General features: G+C 67.3%; 12 protein-coding genes. 5 read left to right on the top strand and 7 right to left on the bottom strand.

The genetic code is table 11. From position 1 onward, the window contains the following. Positions 1 to 13 precede the first annotated feature (13 nt). Positions 14 to 1,804, bottom strand: a complete 1,791-nt coding sequence (locus tag NI1_RS02335; RefSeq protein WP_169815525.1) for an MAC/perforin domain-containing protein — start codon at positions 1,802 to 1,804, stop codon at positions 14 to 16. 179 nt (positions 1,805 to 1,983) lie between these two features. On the opposite strand from NI1_RS02335, the gene NI1_RS02330 reads away from it, so the two are divergent. Further along, a complete protein-coding gene (locus tag NI1_RS02330; RefSeq protein WP_157534905.1) occupies positions 1,984 to 7,194 on the top strand; it encodes a cation-translocating P-type ATPase in 5,211 nt (1,736 codons plus the stop codon). Between the two features lie 53 nt (positions 7,195 to 7,247). Here NI1_RS02330 and NI1_RS02325 read toward each other — a convergent pair whose 3' ends face one another. The 3 genes from NI1_RS02325 to NI1_RS02315 all read right to left on the bottom strand — a co-directional run bounded on the left by NI1_RS02325 (position 7,248) and on the right by NI1_RS02315 (position 9,642). Then, on the bottom strand, positions 7,248 to 7,820 hold the full coding sequence (locus tag NI1_RS02325; RefSeq protein ID WP_157534904.1) for a hypothetical protein: 573 nt from the start codon (positions 7,818 to 7,820) through the stop codon (positions 7,248 to 7,250). Between the two features lie 143 nt (positions 7,821 to 7,963). Further along, positions 7,964 to 8,920 carry a helix-turn-helix transcriptional regulator gene (locus NI1_RS02320; RefSeq protein WP_084522473.1) on the bottom strand — a complete coding sequence of 319 codons (957 nt, stop codon included), beginning with the start codon at positions 8,918 to 8,920 and terminating at the stop codon, positions 7,964 to 7,966. Positions 8,921 to 9,243: 323 nt separating this feature from the next. Further along, entirely contained in the window at positions 9,244 to 9,642 is a 399-nt protein-coding gene (locus tag NI1_RS02315; protein ID WP_067813574.1) for a PPOX class F420-dependent oxidoreductase, read from the bottom strand. Between the two features lie 232 nt (positions 9,643 to 9,874). Between NI1_RS02315 and NI1_RS02310 the strand changes: the two genes are divergently transcribed. Beyond that, positions 9,875 to 11,074, top strand: coding sequence for an FAD-dependent monooxygenase (locus tag NI1_RS02310; protein ID WP_067813572.1), 1,200 nt, complete (start codon positions 9,875 to 9,877; stop codon positions 11,072 to 11,074). A gap of 61 nt (positions 11,075 to 11,135) precedes the next feature. Here the strand turns inward: NI1_RS02310 and NI1_RS02305 are convergent, their stop codons facing one another. Then, positions 11,136 to 11,396 (bottom strand): hypothetical protein, encoded by a 261-nt coding sequence (locus NI1_RS02305; RefSeq protein WP_067813570.1) that lies wholly within the window; start codon positions 11,394 to 11,396, stop codon positions 11,136 to 11,138. Positions 11,397 to 11,563: 167 nt separating this feature from the next. On the opposite strand from NI1_RS02305, the gene NI1_RS02300 reads away from it, so the two are divergent. After that, positions 11,564 to 12,268 (top strand): hypothetical protein, encoded by a 705-nt coding sequence (locus tag NI1_RS02300; protein WP_067813568.1) that lies wholly within the window; start codon positions 11,564 to 11,566, stop codon positions 12,266 to 12,268. Position 12,269: 1 nt separating this feature from the next. On the opposite strand, the gene NI1_RS38745 is transcribed toward NI1_RS02300, so the two are convergent. Both NI1_RS38745 and NI1_RS02290 read right to left on the bottom strand, forming a co-directional pair. Continuing rightward, positions 12,270 to 12,962: a DUF4190 domain-containing protein gene (locus tag NI1_RS38745; RefSeq protein WP_245663029.1), complete on the bottom strand. Its 693-nt coding sequence runs from the start codon at positions 12,960 to 12,962 to the stop codon at positions 12,270 to 12,272. Positions 12,963 to 13,118: 156 nt separating this feature from the next. Then, positions 13,119 to 13,505: a Rossmann-fold NAD(P)-binding domain-containing protein gene (locus NI1_RS02290; RefSeq protein WP_067813564.1), complete on the bottom strand. Its 387-nt coding sequence runs from the start codon at positions 13,503 to 13,505 to the stop codon at positions 13,119 to 13,121. 188 nt (positions 13,506 to 13,693) lie between these two features. On the opposite strand from NI1_RS02290, the gene NI1_RS02285 reads away from it, so the two are divergent. Together NI1_RS02285 and NI1_RS02280 are read left to right on the top strand one after the other, a co-directional pair. Continuing rightward, entirely contained in the window at positions 13,694 to 14,290 is a 597-nt protein-coding gene (locus NI1_RS02285; protein ID WP_067813562.1) for a transglutaminase-like domain-containing protein, read from the top strand. Between the two features lie 293 nt (positions 14,291 to 14,583). Then, positions 14,584 to 15,582, top strand: coding sequence for a WD40 repeat domain-containing protein (locus tag NI1_RS02280; protein WP_157534903.1), 999 nt, complete (start codon positions 14,584 to 14,586; stop codon positions 15,580 to 15,582). The last annotated feature ends 99 nt before the right edge of the window (positions 15,583 to 15,681 follow it).

Here is a 15,681-nt window from a genome sequence, read left to right as displayed (position 1 = left end):
GGGCTAGTGCCCGCTAGTGGTGGTGCGAGTTCTTTTTGGGCGGTTGGACTTTCGGGGGCTTCGGCTGCTCAGGCTGCCCCAGCGCGGCGAGGGAGCCGTGGATGTGCTGGCCGGCGGTGATGACGGCGGTGCGGCCGTAGGTGAGGCCGAGGGCGGAGGGATTCATGTTGAAGAGGGAGGGTTCCTGCAACCAGTCGCTGGGGGAATAGACGGCTTGCAGGACTTCCAGGGCTTTGCCGGGGGCGGCGCCTTGGCGGCCCAGGACGATGTAGCAGGCCGAGCCGCCCTTGTCGGGGTAGCCGATGAATTTCTTCCAGGCCGCCATGGTGGCGCCGATGCTCATCAACCAGTGCGAGAAATCTTGGGAGGGATAGTTCAGTAGGTCGATGGCGAAACCGCTGACGGCCGCTATATATCCGCGACTGCTGACCGCATCGAGATCGTTCATCATGGCGGTGTAGATCGAGGGGTCGGGGACCAGTGAATGTGGTTCGTAGGTTTGGTAATACAGGTGCGACATGACGGGTTCGAAACTGACCGGATCGTATAGTGCGAGCTGGTAGCCACCGACGGGGGCCGCTTGTCCGGGGGCGATGACGGTGGGCTGGGGAGGGGTCACCGGCGGATTCGGCATCGCCACATTGCCATTGGTGATGATGCCCCACGAAGTGCTGACATTGCCGCCACCGGGAGCGCCGTTCGGGGTGTAATCGGTGCCGGCGTAGCAGAGGATCGCGCCATTGGTGTATGCCTCCAGCGCCTGCGCCACCGCGACCGCTTGATTGCCGTGGAACAGGTTGTTCAGCGGGCTCAGCGAGAACTCCACCACCGACGGGTTCTTCATCACCTGGGAGGACCATTGATCGAATATTCCGGCGTGGTTGTCGCCGTAGGCGGGATTGAGCGAGTTCAGCAGGCCGTTGTCGCCGCCGGTGGCGTCCACGGTCACGATGCGGCTGTCGGACCAGGTGCGGCCCAGTTCGTCCCATTGCGTCTTGGATTCGGCCTTGGCGGAGGTGAACACCGCCTTGTACTCGAGCTGAATATTGGCGCTGACCTGCTGTTGGTTCATCGAGTACGAGGTCTGCACGGCCTCGTAGTAGTCGAGACTGCCGCCGACCACGACCTGGCCCACGTAATGCGTTCCCCACTTGCGGAATACGGCGAAGAACTGTTCTTGATTCTGCGGAGTGAAGGAGGTCGGCAGGTCTCGGATGTCGGGATCCTCGCGGAAGTCCTTGCTCACCCATTCATCCGACGAGTGGTGCAGATTCAGTTGCCACGCCGTGAAATCCGACTCGTAAATGCCGTAATAGTATGACTGGTCGGTATTTACGGTGCGGCTGTACGCGACATTGAACTGGCCGCTGAACGCCCCGTACGAAGCCGAAGCACTGGCCTTCGTGGCGAAATGCGACTGAAACTGTTCGACGGTGCTGTATACGAAAGAGGAACCGGTGGTGTTGGTGTACTCGATCGGCTGGACATTCGTGGGCACCGAGTAGGTGATGCCCGTCGGCGGATACGACCAGTCCTTACCATCCGGACCTAGATCGATGATTTGCTGCGTGAGTGATCGAATACTGTAATCGCCCAGGATATTGAATCCGGATCCGATCGCGCCAGCACCGGGAATCTGTTGCATCGTAATTGTCCTTCCGGTTGCCGTCCCCGCGCCAATCGTACGAGCAGACTCCCGGCATACATCCGAAGATTCGGTACCATAAGCGAATTCGAAGGTTTCGCCACATTCGCCCCACCGAACATTCACATATCGATTCACGGCCGTCGACGCGGAATCCACTGCCGGCGAACCCATCCCGCATCGCCGAATCCGGGAGTTTGCGATGCGCTCCGCTGGGCAAGGCCATCACGTCTACCAACATCCAACATCCGGAGAACGATCATGTGTATTGCATCCGGCACGGCGAACACAGTGGGCGATACGGCAGCGGCGGCGGGCACCCTCAGCGGGGCGGGCGAATGAGGCCCGCGCTGCGCGGACTCGTGACCGCGCCGGTGCGGCTTCCGCTGCTCGCCGCCGCGGCGGTGGCAGCGCGCGGCACGGCAGTGGTGCGGGCCGCCGCGCCCGACGCGGTCGGTGAGTTGATCGACGGCTTCGCGCGGGAGGCGACGGCGCTGTTCGATCCGCGCGCGCAGCGGCGGCAACGGCGGATCGCGGTGCGGGGGGATCGGATTCACGCCGAGGTGAAAGGGTTGCGGGGCGAACGGGCGCCGGAGGTCGGCGCGCTGGTGCGCGATCGGCTCGGGCAGCTCGACGGGGTGCGGTGGCATCGGGTCAACGCGGTCAGCGGGCGGGTCACGGTGCAGTTCGAACCGGAACGGTTCGGGGCGGACGAATTGGATGCGGAGCTCGCCGAACTCGAGCGCAAGGCCGGCACCGAAGACATTCCGTGGAGCCGGCAGCTGGCCGATCCGTCGGATCAGGAACCGGTGTTCACCAGTGCGGCGCAGCTGGCCGGGGATGTGGTCGGCATCGGACTCGCATTGGCGGGCAAAGTGATACCGGCCTCGGGCGCTACCGACCTGATGCGCGCGACCGTATCGCTCATCGACGGGCAGCCGCAGTTGCGGGTGCTGCTGGAGCGGCAGTTGGGGGTGCACCGGGCCGATACGGTGCTCGCGCTCGGCAATGCGTTCGGGCAGGCGCTCGACTCGCAGCTGAGCGCACTGCTCGGCGACACCTTGCAGCGCGCGGTTCGATTGGTGGAAGCGGGCGCGCGCTACGGGCAATGGCGGCGCTGGGACGATCTGCTCGGCTCCCCGCACCAGCCGGGCGTCGCCGAATACCGCTCCCCCGCACCACGGCCCGTCGTCCTGCCCGCCGGGCCGATCGAACGGTGTGCGGCGCAGGTCGGGACCGGTGCGGCAGCGGCCTCGCTGGCCACGCTCACCGGGCGCCGCGGTTCCTCCGATGCCGCCGGCGCGCTCGCCGCGGGGGTGCCGCGCGCCGCTCGCGCCGGGCGTGAAACGTTCGCGGGCATCCTCTCCACGCTCATGGCGCGGCGCGGGGTCCTGACCATCGATCCCCGATTGTGGCGGCGGCTCGACCGGGCTTCGGCGCTGGTGGTGGATCGGCACGCGCTGCGCGGCGACCGGGCCGTGGTGCTCGCGGCCGAAGCACAGAATTCCGGGTGGAGCGTCGAGCAGGTGTGGAGCGCGGCACAGCGCCTGCTGTGGCGCAACGGGTCCGAATTGCCGATACCCCCGCCGCGTGGCCGCCATCGCGCAACCCTGCGGCTGGAAAACGAGAGTTCCCGCGGGGCGGGTAGCGGAGATCCGTTGTGGCATCGGCTGTATGACGGGGAGGACGTCGTCGGACGGGCATTGATCGGGCGGGAAGCGCATCCCGAGGCGGTCGGGTTGCTGGCGGCGGCGCGGCGAGCCGGGTTGCGGGTGGTGTTGATCGGGGACGAGTCGATGGGGGAATTGCGGCGCAGCGCTGACGAATTCGTGGCCGCGGGCGGGTCGGAGACCGCTCTGGTGCGCAGGCTGCAAGAGCAGGGTTACGTGGTGGCCGTGCTGAGTGGCCGGGCGCATCAGGCTTTGGGGGCTGCGGATCTGGGGATCGGGCTCGTCGAGCGGGAAGGCGAGCAGGTTCATGTGCCGTGGCAGGCGGATGTGGTGTGCCCGGATTTGGAGTGTGCGCGAAGGATTATCGCGGCGGTCGGGCCGGCCCGCGCCGTGAGCGAGCGGGGGCGGGTGCTGACCCTGTCGGCGGCCACGCTGACCGGGTTACTGCTGGCATCCGGGCCCACCGGGGCTCGGCCGGTAGCCGCCACCGCACCGCTGTCCAGCGCCACGCTGCTCAGCTTCGCGAGCGGACTTATGGCGGGGCGCAGCGCCGGACGCGGGACGGAGGCCACGCCGGTGCCGCTGGTGCCGTGGCATGCGCTCGAACCCGACGAAGTACTGGCCCGCCTGCCCGCTCCCCCACAGGCTCCCGCGCCGCACGGCGCCGTCGCTACCGGCGCGATCCGCACCGCCCGCTGGTTCGCCACTCCCGCAACGACTTTGACCGATCTAGCCGCTCAAGTGCGCCGCGAGCTGGCCGATCCGCTGACCCCGCTGCTCGCCGTGGGCGCGGTGGCATCGGCGCTGTTGGGCTCCCCCACCGACGCCGTGCTGGTGGGTTCGGTGCTCGGCCTCAATGCGGTGGTGTCCGCGCTCCAGCGCCGCCGCGCGGGCCAGTCGCTGCATCGCCTGCTGGTCGGTGAGCGGCTCATCGCGCGCCGCATCGAAAATCCTCACGAGCGCCACAGCACGAATTCCCAGCTCCGCGACAGCACACGCGAAAGAGCGAACTCCTGGCTGGGCGACGTCGCGAGCGGTATGGCGGACCGTGGACCCCACAGCGACGCCAGTACAACGACAGACCGCGGACTCGGCGACGACGCGAGCAGCACAGCGGACCAAGGACCCCACAGCGACACCAGCCCAACGACGGACCGCGGACTCGACGACGACGCAAGCGGCACAGCGGACCAAGGACCCCACAGCGACACCAGCCGAACGACGGGCCGTGGACTCGGCGATGCGAGCGGCACGGCGGGCCGTGGACCCCACGGCGACACCAGCCCAACGACGGACCGCGGACTCGGCGAGGGTGCGAGTGAAAAGGGGCACGAGGAGCGCGAAGTCGGGGCGGATGTCTTGCGGGTGGGGGATGTCATCGGGTTGCGGGCCGGGGATGTGGTGCCGGCGGATGCGCGGTTGCTGATGGTGGAGGGGCTCGAAGTGGACGAGTCGGGGTTGACCGGGGAATCGGTGACGGTGGAGAAGGAGGTCGGTGCGACTCCCGGTGCGGCGCTGGGTGATCGGAGTTGCATGGTGTTCGAGGGCGGTGTCGTGGTCAATGGGCAGGCGCGCGCCGTGGTGGTGGCGACCGGGGCCGCGACCGAAGCGGGCCGGGCGTTGGCGGCGGCCGGGGCGCCGCGTGGTGGTGGCGTGCAGGAGCAGTTGAAATCGCTTTCGGCGCAGGTTCTTCCGCTCACGCTGGGCGGCGGGAGTGTGGTGACGGCGGCCAGCTTCCTGCGCGGGCTGCCATTGCGCCCCGCCTTGGCCGATGGGCTGGCGGTCGCGGTGGCGGCCGTACCGGAGGGACTACCGCTGGTCGCCACGGTGGCGCAGCTGGCGGCGACCCGGCGGCTCTCGCGGCACGGTGTGCTGGTGCGCTCGAGCCGCACCATCGAAGCGCTGGGGCGGTTGGATACCGTGTGCTTCGACAAGACGGGCACCCTCACCGCCGGTCGACTGCATCTCGACGCGCTGGCCGACGCGGACGACACCTGGGATACCGAAAACGCCGCGGACTCACCGCAATCGCGGCGACTGCTGCGCGCTGCCGCCCGAGCCTGCCCACACGGCGACGACGCGCCGGTGCACGCCACCGACCGGGCCGTGGTGGAGGCCGCGGACCGGCATCTCGGGGCCAGGGCGGTGCACATCTGGGATCCCATCGAAGAGGTGCCGTTCGAGAGCAACCGGGGATATGCGGCAGCCGTGGGGCACACCGCTCATCACATCCGGCTGGCGGTGAAGGGGGCACCGGAAGTGGTGCTGCCGCGTTGCACACAAGTGTTGCGCGCCAATGGAAACGGTGATCGGTCCGTCACCGCGTTCGATGCCGGGCAGCGCGCCGACGCCGAAGCAGCGGTGCAACGCCTCGCCGAGCGCGGGCTGCGGGTACTGGTGGTGGCGCGCCGCGACTTCCCGCGCGAGCCCGCGGATGTCGCCGACGAGATCGAGCAGTTGACGCTGCTCGGCTTCATCGGCCTCGCCGATACCCCGCGCCCGCAAACCCCGGATCTGGTGCGGCAGTTGGCGCGTAACGACATCAGCGTGCGCATGATCACCGGCGATCATCCGGTCACCGCGCGCGCCGTCGCCCGGCAACTCGGGATCCCCGCCGACCAGGTGGCCACCGGCGCGGACATCGACGGGCTGGACGAAGACGAACAGGCCGAATTGATCGACCGGGCAACCGTTTTCGCCCGGGTGACGCCCGAACACAAGGTCCGCATCGTCACCTCGCTCCAACGCCGCGGCCACGTGGTCGCCATGACCGGCGACGGCAGCAACGACGCCGCCGCCATCCGCAGCGCCGACATCGGCATCGGCCTGGCGGCCCGCGGATCGGTGGCCGCTCGTGAAGCCGCCGACCTCATCATCACCGGTTCCGCCGAATCCGCCGATCCCGCAGGCGATCTCGATCTGACCGTGCTGCTCGACGCGCTCGTCGAAGGCCGCGGCATGTGGCAGCGCGTGCGCGACGCGATCGGCGTCCTGGTCGGTGGTAACGCGGGCGAAGTGACCTTCACCGTGCTCGGCACCTTGCTGGCGGGGCGCGCCCCGATCGGCACCCGCCAATTCCTGCTGGTGAACCTGCTGACCGATCTCGGCCCCGCCATGGCGGTAGCCCTGTCCGGTTCGCGCACCGGCGAACACCACACCGAACCCGCCGACACCGGAACCGAATTGGGTGAACTCCCCCGGCCCGAACTCGGCGGCGACTTCCTGCGCACCGTCGCCGTGCGCGGCGCTTGCACCACGGCGGGCGCCGGGGCGGCCTGGTTGCTGGGCCGGGCCACCGGAACCCAGCGCCGCGCCGCCACCATGGCGCTGGCGGCCCTGGTCTCCACCCAACTCGGTCAAACCCTGGTGATCGGCCGGCACAGCCCCCTGGTCTGGGTCACCGCGGCCGGCAGCGCCGCCCTGCTGGCCGGCATCATCATGACGCCCGGCGTGAACCGCTTCTTCGGCTGCGTGGCGCTGGACCGGTCGCCTGGTCGATCGTCACCAGCTGCGCGCTCGGCGGGACGGTGGGCGCCGTCTACGCGGGCCGCGCGCTCGCCGCCTGAGCCATCGACCTCAATTCTCCCGGCGTCGATGGGCTCGGTGGGAGAGCCGTTCGGAGAAGGTTTCGGTCCACGCGGCCGACTCCGACTCCTCGGCGACCCCGTATTCGGTTCCCGTGTCCTCGGGGCTGCTCCCCGCCCGCCCACCCTGCTTCGCCCCGCCCGGACGGGCCTGCATCGCCAGAATCCGCACTCCCCACGAGACGTAAGCCTCCACGCTCATCCCCGCACACTCGGCCGCATCACTCAAGAGGAGCCAGTCGTCCTCACCCACCGTCACCACCACATCCCTACTTGCCATGCCGGACAACGTTAGTCCCGCCACGCCTCCGCCGCGCGAAACCGACCTCAGCTAGGCGATTCCGGTCATTACGGATGCGAGAGCGCGGAGCAGGAGCCGAGCCACCACCATCCGCCCCCCAATTCCACTGTCGGGCAGATCGATTCACCGAAGCCGTCGTACGGACCCGGCTCCGGTGTGCCCACGAAATGCGCATAGCCCTCGGCATCATCGGGGATCCCGAGGAAGTCGGGTACGAACCGCACCGGCTCTCCACCACTGGTGCCGATCACCGCCACCTTGCAATTGGCCGAAACGAAGCACAGGTACGCGGGCAGGTCGACACCGTAGTACCCGATGCGGTCACGCTCCGGCAGCTCCATCGCGGCGATCGCGGTGAACGCCGGACGTTCGAGCCAAAACTTGGTCCACACAAAAGCTTTCAAATCGAAGAACAGGAAAACCGAACCCCCGACCCCGACCACCGCCAGCAGCACCGTAGCCACCAGCGACCACCATCGCCCGTCGCGACCGGCCAGCCAAACCATCACCATGAGCAAAGCCGATACCACCACGAACACCCCCAGCAGCAACGGCAGCGCCAGAATCCAGAACTGCGTGACGATCCAACCGCGATGCAGCGTCACAAGGAGCAAGATCACGGCCAACACCAAGGCGGACGCGGGCACAACATACGACCGCAGCTCTTTCGCGAACACCCCAGCAACCTAGCGCGGCGAAGTGCGCGAAATGCGCTGGAATTGTGGCGATTACGTGAGGGAGGTGGCGCCGTCTCCTCTTTTCTTCAGCCCGCGACGAGCCCGTCGCGAACGGCCAAGGGGGGCACACCGTGCCAGCGCCGGATTGCGCGGCGCAGGGCCCGTTCGTCGCTGTAGCCGACACGGCGGGCGATGGAGCGCATCGGTAGTTCGGGGTCGCGTAGCAGGGCGAGGGCGCGGGCCTGGCGGGCTTGCTCGACCTCGGTGCGCCAGCTGGTGTCGTGTTCGGCGAGGCGGCGTTGCAGGGTGCGCGGGCTCATCGCCAAGCGCTCGGCCACCGCTTCCAGCGAGACGATGTTCGCCTCGAAGACGATGTCGAGTGCGACTCGGAAGGCGTCGTACCAGCGCAGGACCGGTTTGGCGGCGGCCAGGGTCAGCTCGGCGTGGTGTTGCAGGATTTTGCCCAGGCCGGGCTGGGATTGCGGGAGCGGGGCGTGGGCGTCCTCCTCGAGCAGGGTGATCGAATTGACCGGCGCTTCATAGTCGATGCGAGTGGTGCCGAAGAATTCGACCAGCCGGCGATGTTCGCGAGGCGCGCGATGAGACAGGCTGACCCGCAGCGGGACGATCGGGCGGCCGGTGGCTTCGCGGGAACGCTTCAGAAACAGTGCCAGTACGAAGATCTCGATCGCCTCGACCACATCTGGCACCGCGGGACCGGTCGCGTGCCCGACCACGAACTGACTGCCGCTCTGCAACACTCGCGTCCGATCGGCACCCGGATCGCCGATCACATCCAGATAGTTCAGTGCCTGCGGTGTCGTCTCGATCAAGCTCGCACCGGTCGTGTACAGGTAATCCCACAACCCGAGCGTGCCCACCGGCGCCTGTTCCGCGACATGCACACCGATCGCGGTACCCGCATCGCTGAGCGTGAGCTGCTCCCACAACGCGATCATCGTCGGCGTCGACACCCGCGCCAGATCATCGGCCAGCACCTCCGGCCGCAGATCCGGCAAATGCGCGAACTGACCGCGATTCATACCCAAGTCCTGCACAACGCCCGAAACCAGGCGGGCCAAGCTGGAAGCGACAGTGCCATCGTTCGCGGCACGAGATCTGCCCGCAGTCACCACAATCCTCGATCGATCAACTCTTCGAATCCCCCCGGAACCTGGGAAAATTCGAGAACTCGGCGGCCCGTTGAGTTCCGGGTCGACTGTAGCGCCAAGTTCGCTGAGCGTGGAGCCAGCAAATTCCGGGTCGATGATGGATGCCGCCCGGCCCGAACGGGATGGGCGGGGCCGTTCCGACCCGGGGCGACTTGCGGAAGGCCCAGCCGGATCGGACCTGCCGCCACGGTCCGCTATTCCGCTGCGCGGCTGGTGAATTCGAAGGAGCCGCTGTCGATGCCCCAGGAGATGACCCGGTCGGGGCGGATTCGGATGATGGCGCGTTCCTGGGGCGGGAACGGCGGCTCCTGGTCCTCGAGGGCTTCGGCTTTGCCGCGCACCTCGATGCCGCGAATCACGTAGGGGTCCAGGGAGACCTGCTGGTCGATGACGAAGGACACTCGGCTGCCCGCTTCGACGTTGCGGTATTTGCGGCTGGCTCGCATGCGCATGCCGCCGATATCGATGGTGCCGTCGGGGTTCACGCGGTAGTTGGTGGGGTTGTTCTGGACGACACCGTCGGGCGAGACGGTGGCCAGGCGGCCGATGCCGGCCTCGGCGAGGAACTGCTGTTCGTTGCTGGTGAAGGTCATCTCGGTTACTCCTGATCTAGCAGCGTTAGGAACTGGAGCAACGGTAACATCGAGTCGCTACGTTGTCTAGCGTTGCTATATTCGGTGGCGCGCAGGAGCATTGAGATGATCTCGGCCGCGTCGATGAATTTCGGGTGGGTGCCTCGTCCAAACGTCTGGATACACCGGCAGTGGTGGGTCAGAGCGGAAACAATCGGTCCGGACAGGATCCGGCGGGTGAGCGGAGGGCGCGATGAGCGGTATCAGAGTGTTGGTGGCGGGGGCGAGCATCGCGGGGCCCGCGCTGGCGCACTGGCTGCGCCGGCGGGGGGCCGAGGTGACCGTGGTGGAGCGGGCGCCCGAGCTGCGGCCCGGTGGGCAGGCGGTGGATGCGCGCGGGGTGACCAAGGAGGTCATCCGGCGGATGGGGTTAGATGCGGAGGTGCGGGCGGCCTGCACCCAGACCATCGGCGCACGCACGGTGGACTCGGATGGCAACGTGCTCAACGCTTTCCACGTGGAGGACGACGGCGGTGACGGGTTCATCGCGGAGATCGAGATTCTGCGCGGGGATCTGTCGCAGGTGCTCTACGACGACACTCGCGACGGGGTCGAATACATTTTCGGCGATCGGATCGCCGAGCTCAGCCAGGACGCCGACGGGGTCGACGTGGTGTTCGCGAGCGGCGGCAAGCGGCGGTTCGAGCTGGTGATCGGAGCCGACGGGCTCCATTCCGCGCTGCGCGCAATGGTTTTCGGGCCGCACGAACAGTTCGTCCGCCACCTCGGACATGCGCTGGCCTTCTACAGCGTGCCCAACGAGTTCGGGCTCGACAAGTGGTTGATCGAATATCAGGAAGGCGGGCGTTCGGCCGGCTTGCGGCCGATCCAGGACGCCACCCGCGCGATGGCCATGTTCTCTTTCCCCGCAACCGATCTCGATGTCGACTACCGCGATATCGACGCCCAGAAACGCCTGCTGCGAGAGCGGATGGCCGGGTTCGGCTGGTTGACCGAGGGCATCCTCGCGCACCTGGACGACACCCCCGACTTCTATCTCGATCAGGTCGCCCAGGTGATGATGGAGCGCTGGTCCAACGGACGGGTGGCATTGCTCGGGGACGCGGCGTTCAGTTCGTCCCCGATGTCCGGGCAGGGCACCGGACTGGCCCTGGTCGGCGCGTATCTGCTGGCCGGAGAGCTGGCCGCCGCCGGATGGGATCCGGCGGCCGGGTTCGCCGCCTACGAACGCCGGATGCGCCCGTTCGTCGAAGCCAACCAGGAGATCGCCCAACTGAACGCCCGCAGCCGCGACATCCCCGGCCCAGATGCCGAACCCGCCCCCGATTTCAGCGGCGAATGGTTCGGCGAACTGATCGAGCGCGCGATCAACGGCGTCGAACTCCCCGACTACGCGGGCGTGCCGGACACCCGGGCTCATCAAGGATCGTGACAGAGGGCGTCGACACTCTCGCTTCGCTGCGGCCGGAAAAGGTTCGGCCGCGGGCCGGCCACTACACGCACAAGGCGGATTGAGCGCTGCCGGGGACGACGGCGCAGTACACCGCTGCGAGGGCCTTGGTGAGCGGTCCGAAGATGTACTGCCCGCTGCCGGTCGCCAGGTCCGAGGAGCCGGTGCCGCCGGCAATGGATGACGCGAGCGTGGTTTCGGCGGGCAGTGCCTCGACATCGGCTGTCGCCGTGCCGATTCCGGCGCTGATCGCGCCCGCGAGAGCCAGGGAGACGACGGTCAGGCGGAGAGAGCTGTGAATCATGGCGGGAGCATAGTTGAAATGGATTCGCTTCAAATCGTCTCGGCGCCCCCCGGAAATATGGGCATCGACGTGATGTCAGTAACGAACTGGCTAATCTCGGTGTCGTGCGGGTATCGAAGGAGGGGTCCGCACCTAGGGTCGGACGGGTCCGAGGGAAGGGGCTGGTGATGTTCGAGAAGGCTTTGCAGAAATCCGTCGAGCTCGTGTTGCGCGGCGGCACGACCGTGCAGGTGCCGCTCGCGGCCAAATATGTGGGGCGGCTGCGGCGACGGCATCCGGATCGCACCCCGGCCGATATCGCGGGCGGGCTCGAGACTCGATACCTGACCGTGGTGACCATCAGCGGCGCGCTCGCCGGGTTGAGTGCCGCGGTGCCCGGGATCGGGACGCTGATCGGGCTCGCGGTCAGTGGCGTCGAATCGGTGTTCTTCCTCGAAGCTTCGGCGATGTACGCGGTGTCGGCGGGCACGGTGCACGGCATCGAGAACCTCTCCCCCAAGCAGCGGCGCGCCCTCGTGGTGGGGGTGGTGCTGGGCGAGAGCGGGGCGGAGATGCTGGGCAAGAACGCCAGTCAATCCGCGCGTGATTGGGCCGGGGTGGTTGCCGACCGGCTGCCGGTCATCCGCAATATCGATAATGCGATGGCGCGCAAGTTCATCGTGTCCTTCCTGGCCAAACGCGTGGTGCTGCTGTTCGGCAAGACCCTGCCGGCCGGCATCGGCGCGGTCATCGGCGGGGTCGGTAACCGGGCGATGGCCAAGAGCGTTGTCACCAACGCGCGCAACACCTTCGGGCCCGCACCCGCCCATTGGACGGGTACCGACGAGCCGGGCACGCTGCTCATCTCCGGAGCGTCCAGCGGCACTCGGTAATTCAATCGGCTACCAGGCACAGGACGACCGTTCCGGCGCTGCCGGTGGTCCGGACCCAGGTTTTGGTGGAGCAGTTACTGGTGTCGGTGGTGCGCTGCACGACGCGGTGGGTGGAATAGCTGGTCCCACAGGTGGCGGCGGAGACGGTGACGTCGCTGACGCCGTTGCCTTGACTGGCGCCTTCGACGCGGTGCAGGCAGCTGCCGACCGTGGCGTTGCGGATCACCTCGGCGGTGGAATCCTCACCCGCGGTCGGCGATACCGTTGTCACCTTGGTGCGCGGCGCGGTGCTGGTCAGCCTGGTCGTCGTATAGGACTGGGTGGTGATGTACGGGGTGTAGGTGGAGTAGCGGTCGGCGTTCATATCGTCGGTGATCGCCGCGATCCACAGGGCGAGCGTGGACCAAGCCACGATGGCGATCGCGGTGAATGAATAGCCGATGGCCAAGCCCGCGATCGCCAGGCCCCGCCCGTCCTCCCTCGTGCGGTTGATCTGCACCAAGGCGATGTGGCCGAACAGGATTCCCAGCGGCGCGAAGATCAGCGACGCGACCAATGCCGCGATCGCCATGCCGTTCGTGCCCGGGCGGACCGGCGCCGGATATCCACCCGGCCATTGCGGCGGACCATACGGTACGGGCTGCTGGCCCGACACCGGCTGGGATGGCGGCTGCTGCGGATCGTCCTGATACATGCCGGCCTCGTGCGGGGTGTTTCATGACCCCGGCTGTCCCGCGAGTCGTCCGATCAGTATGTGCACTTGTCAGGGGTGCGCGACATCATCTGTTCGACCGACAGCCGGGCACGAGGCCGGCCCCCAATGCCGTTGGAGCAGTCGTTATCACGAGGATCAGGAGAAGTCTGCGACACGGTCGCCGACCCACTGGGCGTAGCTGCGCGGGGCGTGGCCGGTCAGGTCCTCGACCACGGTGTTGACCGGCGCCGGCTTGCCGACCGAGGCCGCCATCAGGTCGAACAGCGCATTGATGAATTCCGGATCCATGAACTGCGCCATCTGTTCCCGCACCGGGGCATCGTCGAGCTCCTCGAAAGTGAGCGACCGGCCGAGCACCCGCCCCAGGATTTCGACCTGCTCGACCTGAGTCAACGATTCCAACCCCGTGAGCTGGTAGACGCGACCGGCATGCGCGCCGGGCAGCACCGCCGCCGCCACGGCCGCCACATCGCTCTCGTGAATCTGGGTGGCGGCGGCCTGCGCATACGCCGCCCGGACCACCCGGTAGTCCGGGATGCTGAAACCCGTTCACGGAGAGATGGTCTCGACCGCTGACTACGAACGTAGAACTCGGCGGGACTCGGACAGGAGGACAGAAGCTGCCGCGCTGCGGACAGGTGATGCCAGCGCAACCAGATGGAAGGTTTGCCGCACCGGCCATGTCAGCGGGCCGGCTCTACAGTTTGCCTATGTCGTTTTCACCAGTGTCAGCGTTGGCTCCGGCCACCTATCTGACAGGCGATCCGATCATCGAGGTCGACCACCCGGCCGTCCGAGCCCTCGGCGAAGAGCTGCGCTCCCGCTCCGACAGTGAGATCGATTGTGCACGAATGTCATTCGAATGGGTGCGGGACAATGTCGCACACTCCTACGACGCACACGATCGGCGCGTGACGCTGCGAGCATCGGAGGTGCTCGAACACCGAGTCGGCCTCTGCTACGCGAAATCCCATCTGCTCGCGGCGCTGCTCCGCGGAAACGGGATCCCAACGGCGCTGTGTTACCAGCGCCTGGTGCACGGAGACGGACATACCCTCCACGGCCTGGTCGCGGTACACGTCGACGGGGCCTGGCATCGACAAGACCCGCCCGGTAACCGTGCGGACATATCGGCTGAGTTCTCAGTCGACGAGGAACGACTGGCATTCCCGATCGACCCCCGGCTCGGTGAGATCGACTATCCCGAACTTCACCGCGCCCCAGCCCGAATCGTCGTCGACACCCTGCTGGAGACCACCGACATCCTCACCGTCTACGACCGGGGGCTGCCATCGGAACTCAGTTGAGGGAAATGGTGAAACTGTTGTTCGAGGCCGATGCGACCCCATCGGCTGCGGAACTGGGACGGTTACTGCATCGCGCGGTCGGCAGCAGGGCCGATGAGGAGTGGGTGTCCATCGCCGAAATGCTGCTCGATCGGGGGGCCGATCCCGGCGTCCGAGACAATTTCGGTGCGCTGCCTTCGGATGTCCTTCGCCAGCGCGGGGACATGCACATACCTGGCGTTCGGGAACTGCACTCTCGCATGATTTCGATGCTCCGGGCGAGCGGACGGGCGACCGGACTTGGGCCGGCGGAAGTGGTTCTGCTGCCACATCATTCGGTCGCGGCGCATCCCGAGCGGCCCGAGGCGTTGAGCATCATGTTCTCCGGCACCGTGCTGGTGCGATGGCGACTGGGGCCGATCCTCTACCCGTTGGAGGTCATTCGGATCAGTCGAAGCGACGAACGGTGGGGGTCGCCCGGCAGCACCGCGGCCGCGGTGCTGGCGCTCAGCGGAGATCGAGAGATCCAATTGCACAACTGGTCGGCGCCTCGTCGGTACCGGGAGGTCGATCCGGAACTGCTGCCCGAGGACATGTACCGCAGTGCGGTGCTCTCACCCGACGGGCGATTTCTCGTGGCCACCTCGTGCGAGCGACTGCACCTGATCGATCTCGAACGCAACGTTGTGGTCTGCGAGCCATGGGGATTCGGTGATTGGAGCGTCGAACCGCGATTCTCGCCCGACGGAAAGATCTTGGCCGTCGGCAATTCGATGCAGGGCAGTTGGTGGCTCGAAGTTCTCGACGTGGCCGACAACGGGATGCTGTGCCGGCGTTATGCCCGGGAAGATTACGACCTGCCCGGGCGGCGGTGCGCGGAGATCATCTCCGATCTGGTGTTCTCCCCCGGCGGCGACACATTCGCGACCTGGGTCCGGCCCGACTTCGGACGGGGCCTGCCCAACGGTTACCGGGGACTTGTGGTCGTGACCTTGACCCGCACCGGAGACCGGGTCTGGCAGCTACTCGTCGACAACGACATCGCCGGTGCGCCTGGGCAAGCCGAATCGGCGACCCTCGCATACACACCCGACGGGACGCTACTCGCGATCGGACTCGGCACCGGGGTGCTGTGGGTGGATGCCGCGACGGGGGCCGTCGTGGGCCGGGACCACTCGGTTGGCGCAGTGAATGCCCTGACCATGCACCACGTGTACGGCATCCTCGCCGCCACGAACCGCGGACTGGGGCGACTCGAGGCATCGGCGAGCGACCCTGAGGGCCACGGGTTTTCGGGCTGCGCGGGTGAGTGATCGGCGCGAATCGTGCTGCCGGGCACGGCGTTCGGAGTAAGATCAGGGCGCAGCGTGGCCATCGCAGGTTCGGGTCCGCTCCCGAGAGGCTCGACGGTG

This window comes from Nocardia inohanensis NBRC 100128 (genome assembly GCF_001612945.1).
In the GTDB taxonomy this organism is placed as follows: Bacteria; Actinomycetota; Actinomycetes; order Mycobacteriales; family Mycobacteriaceae; genus Nocardia; species Nocardia inohanensis.
This window is presented reverse-complemented; position numbering and strand designations above follow the sequence as displayed.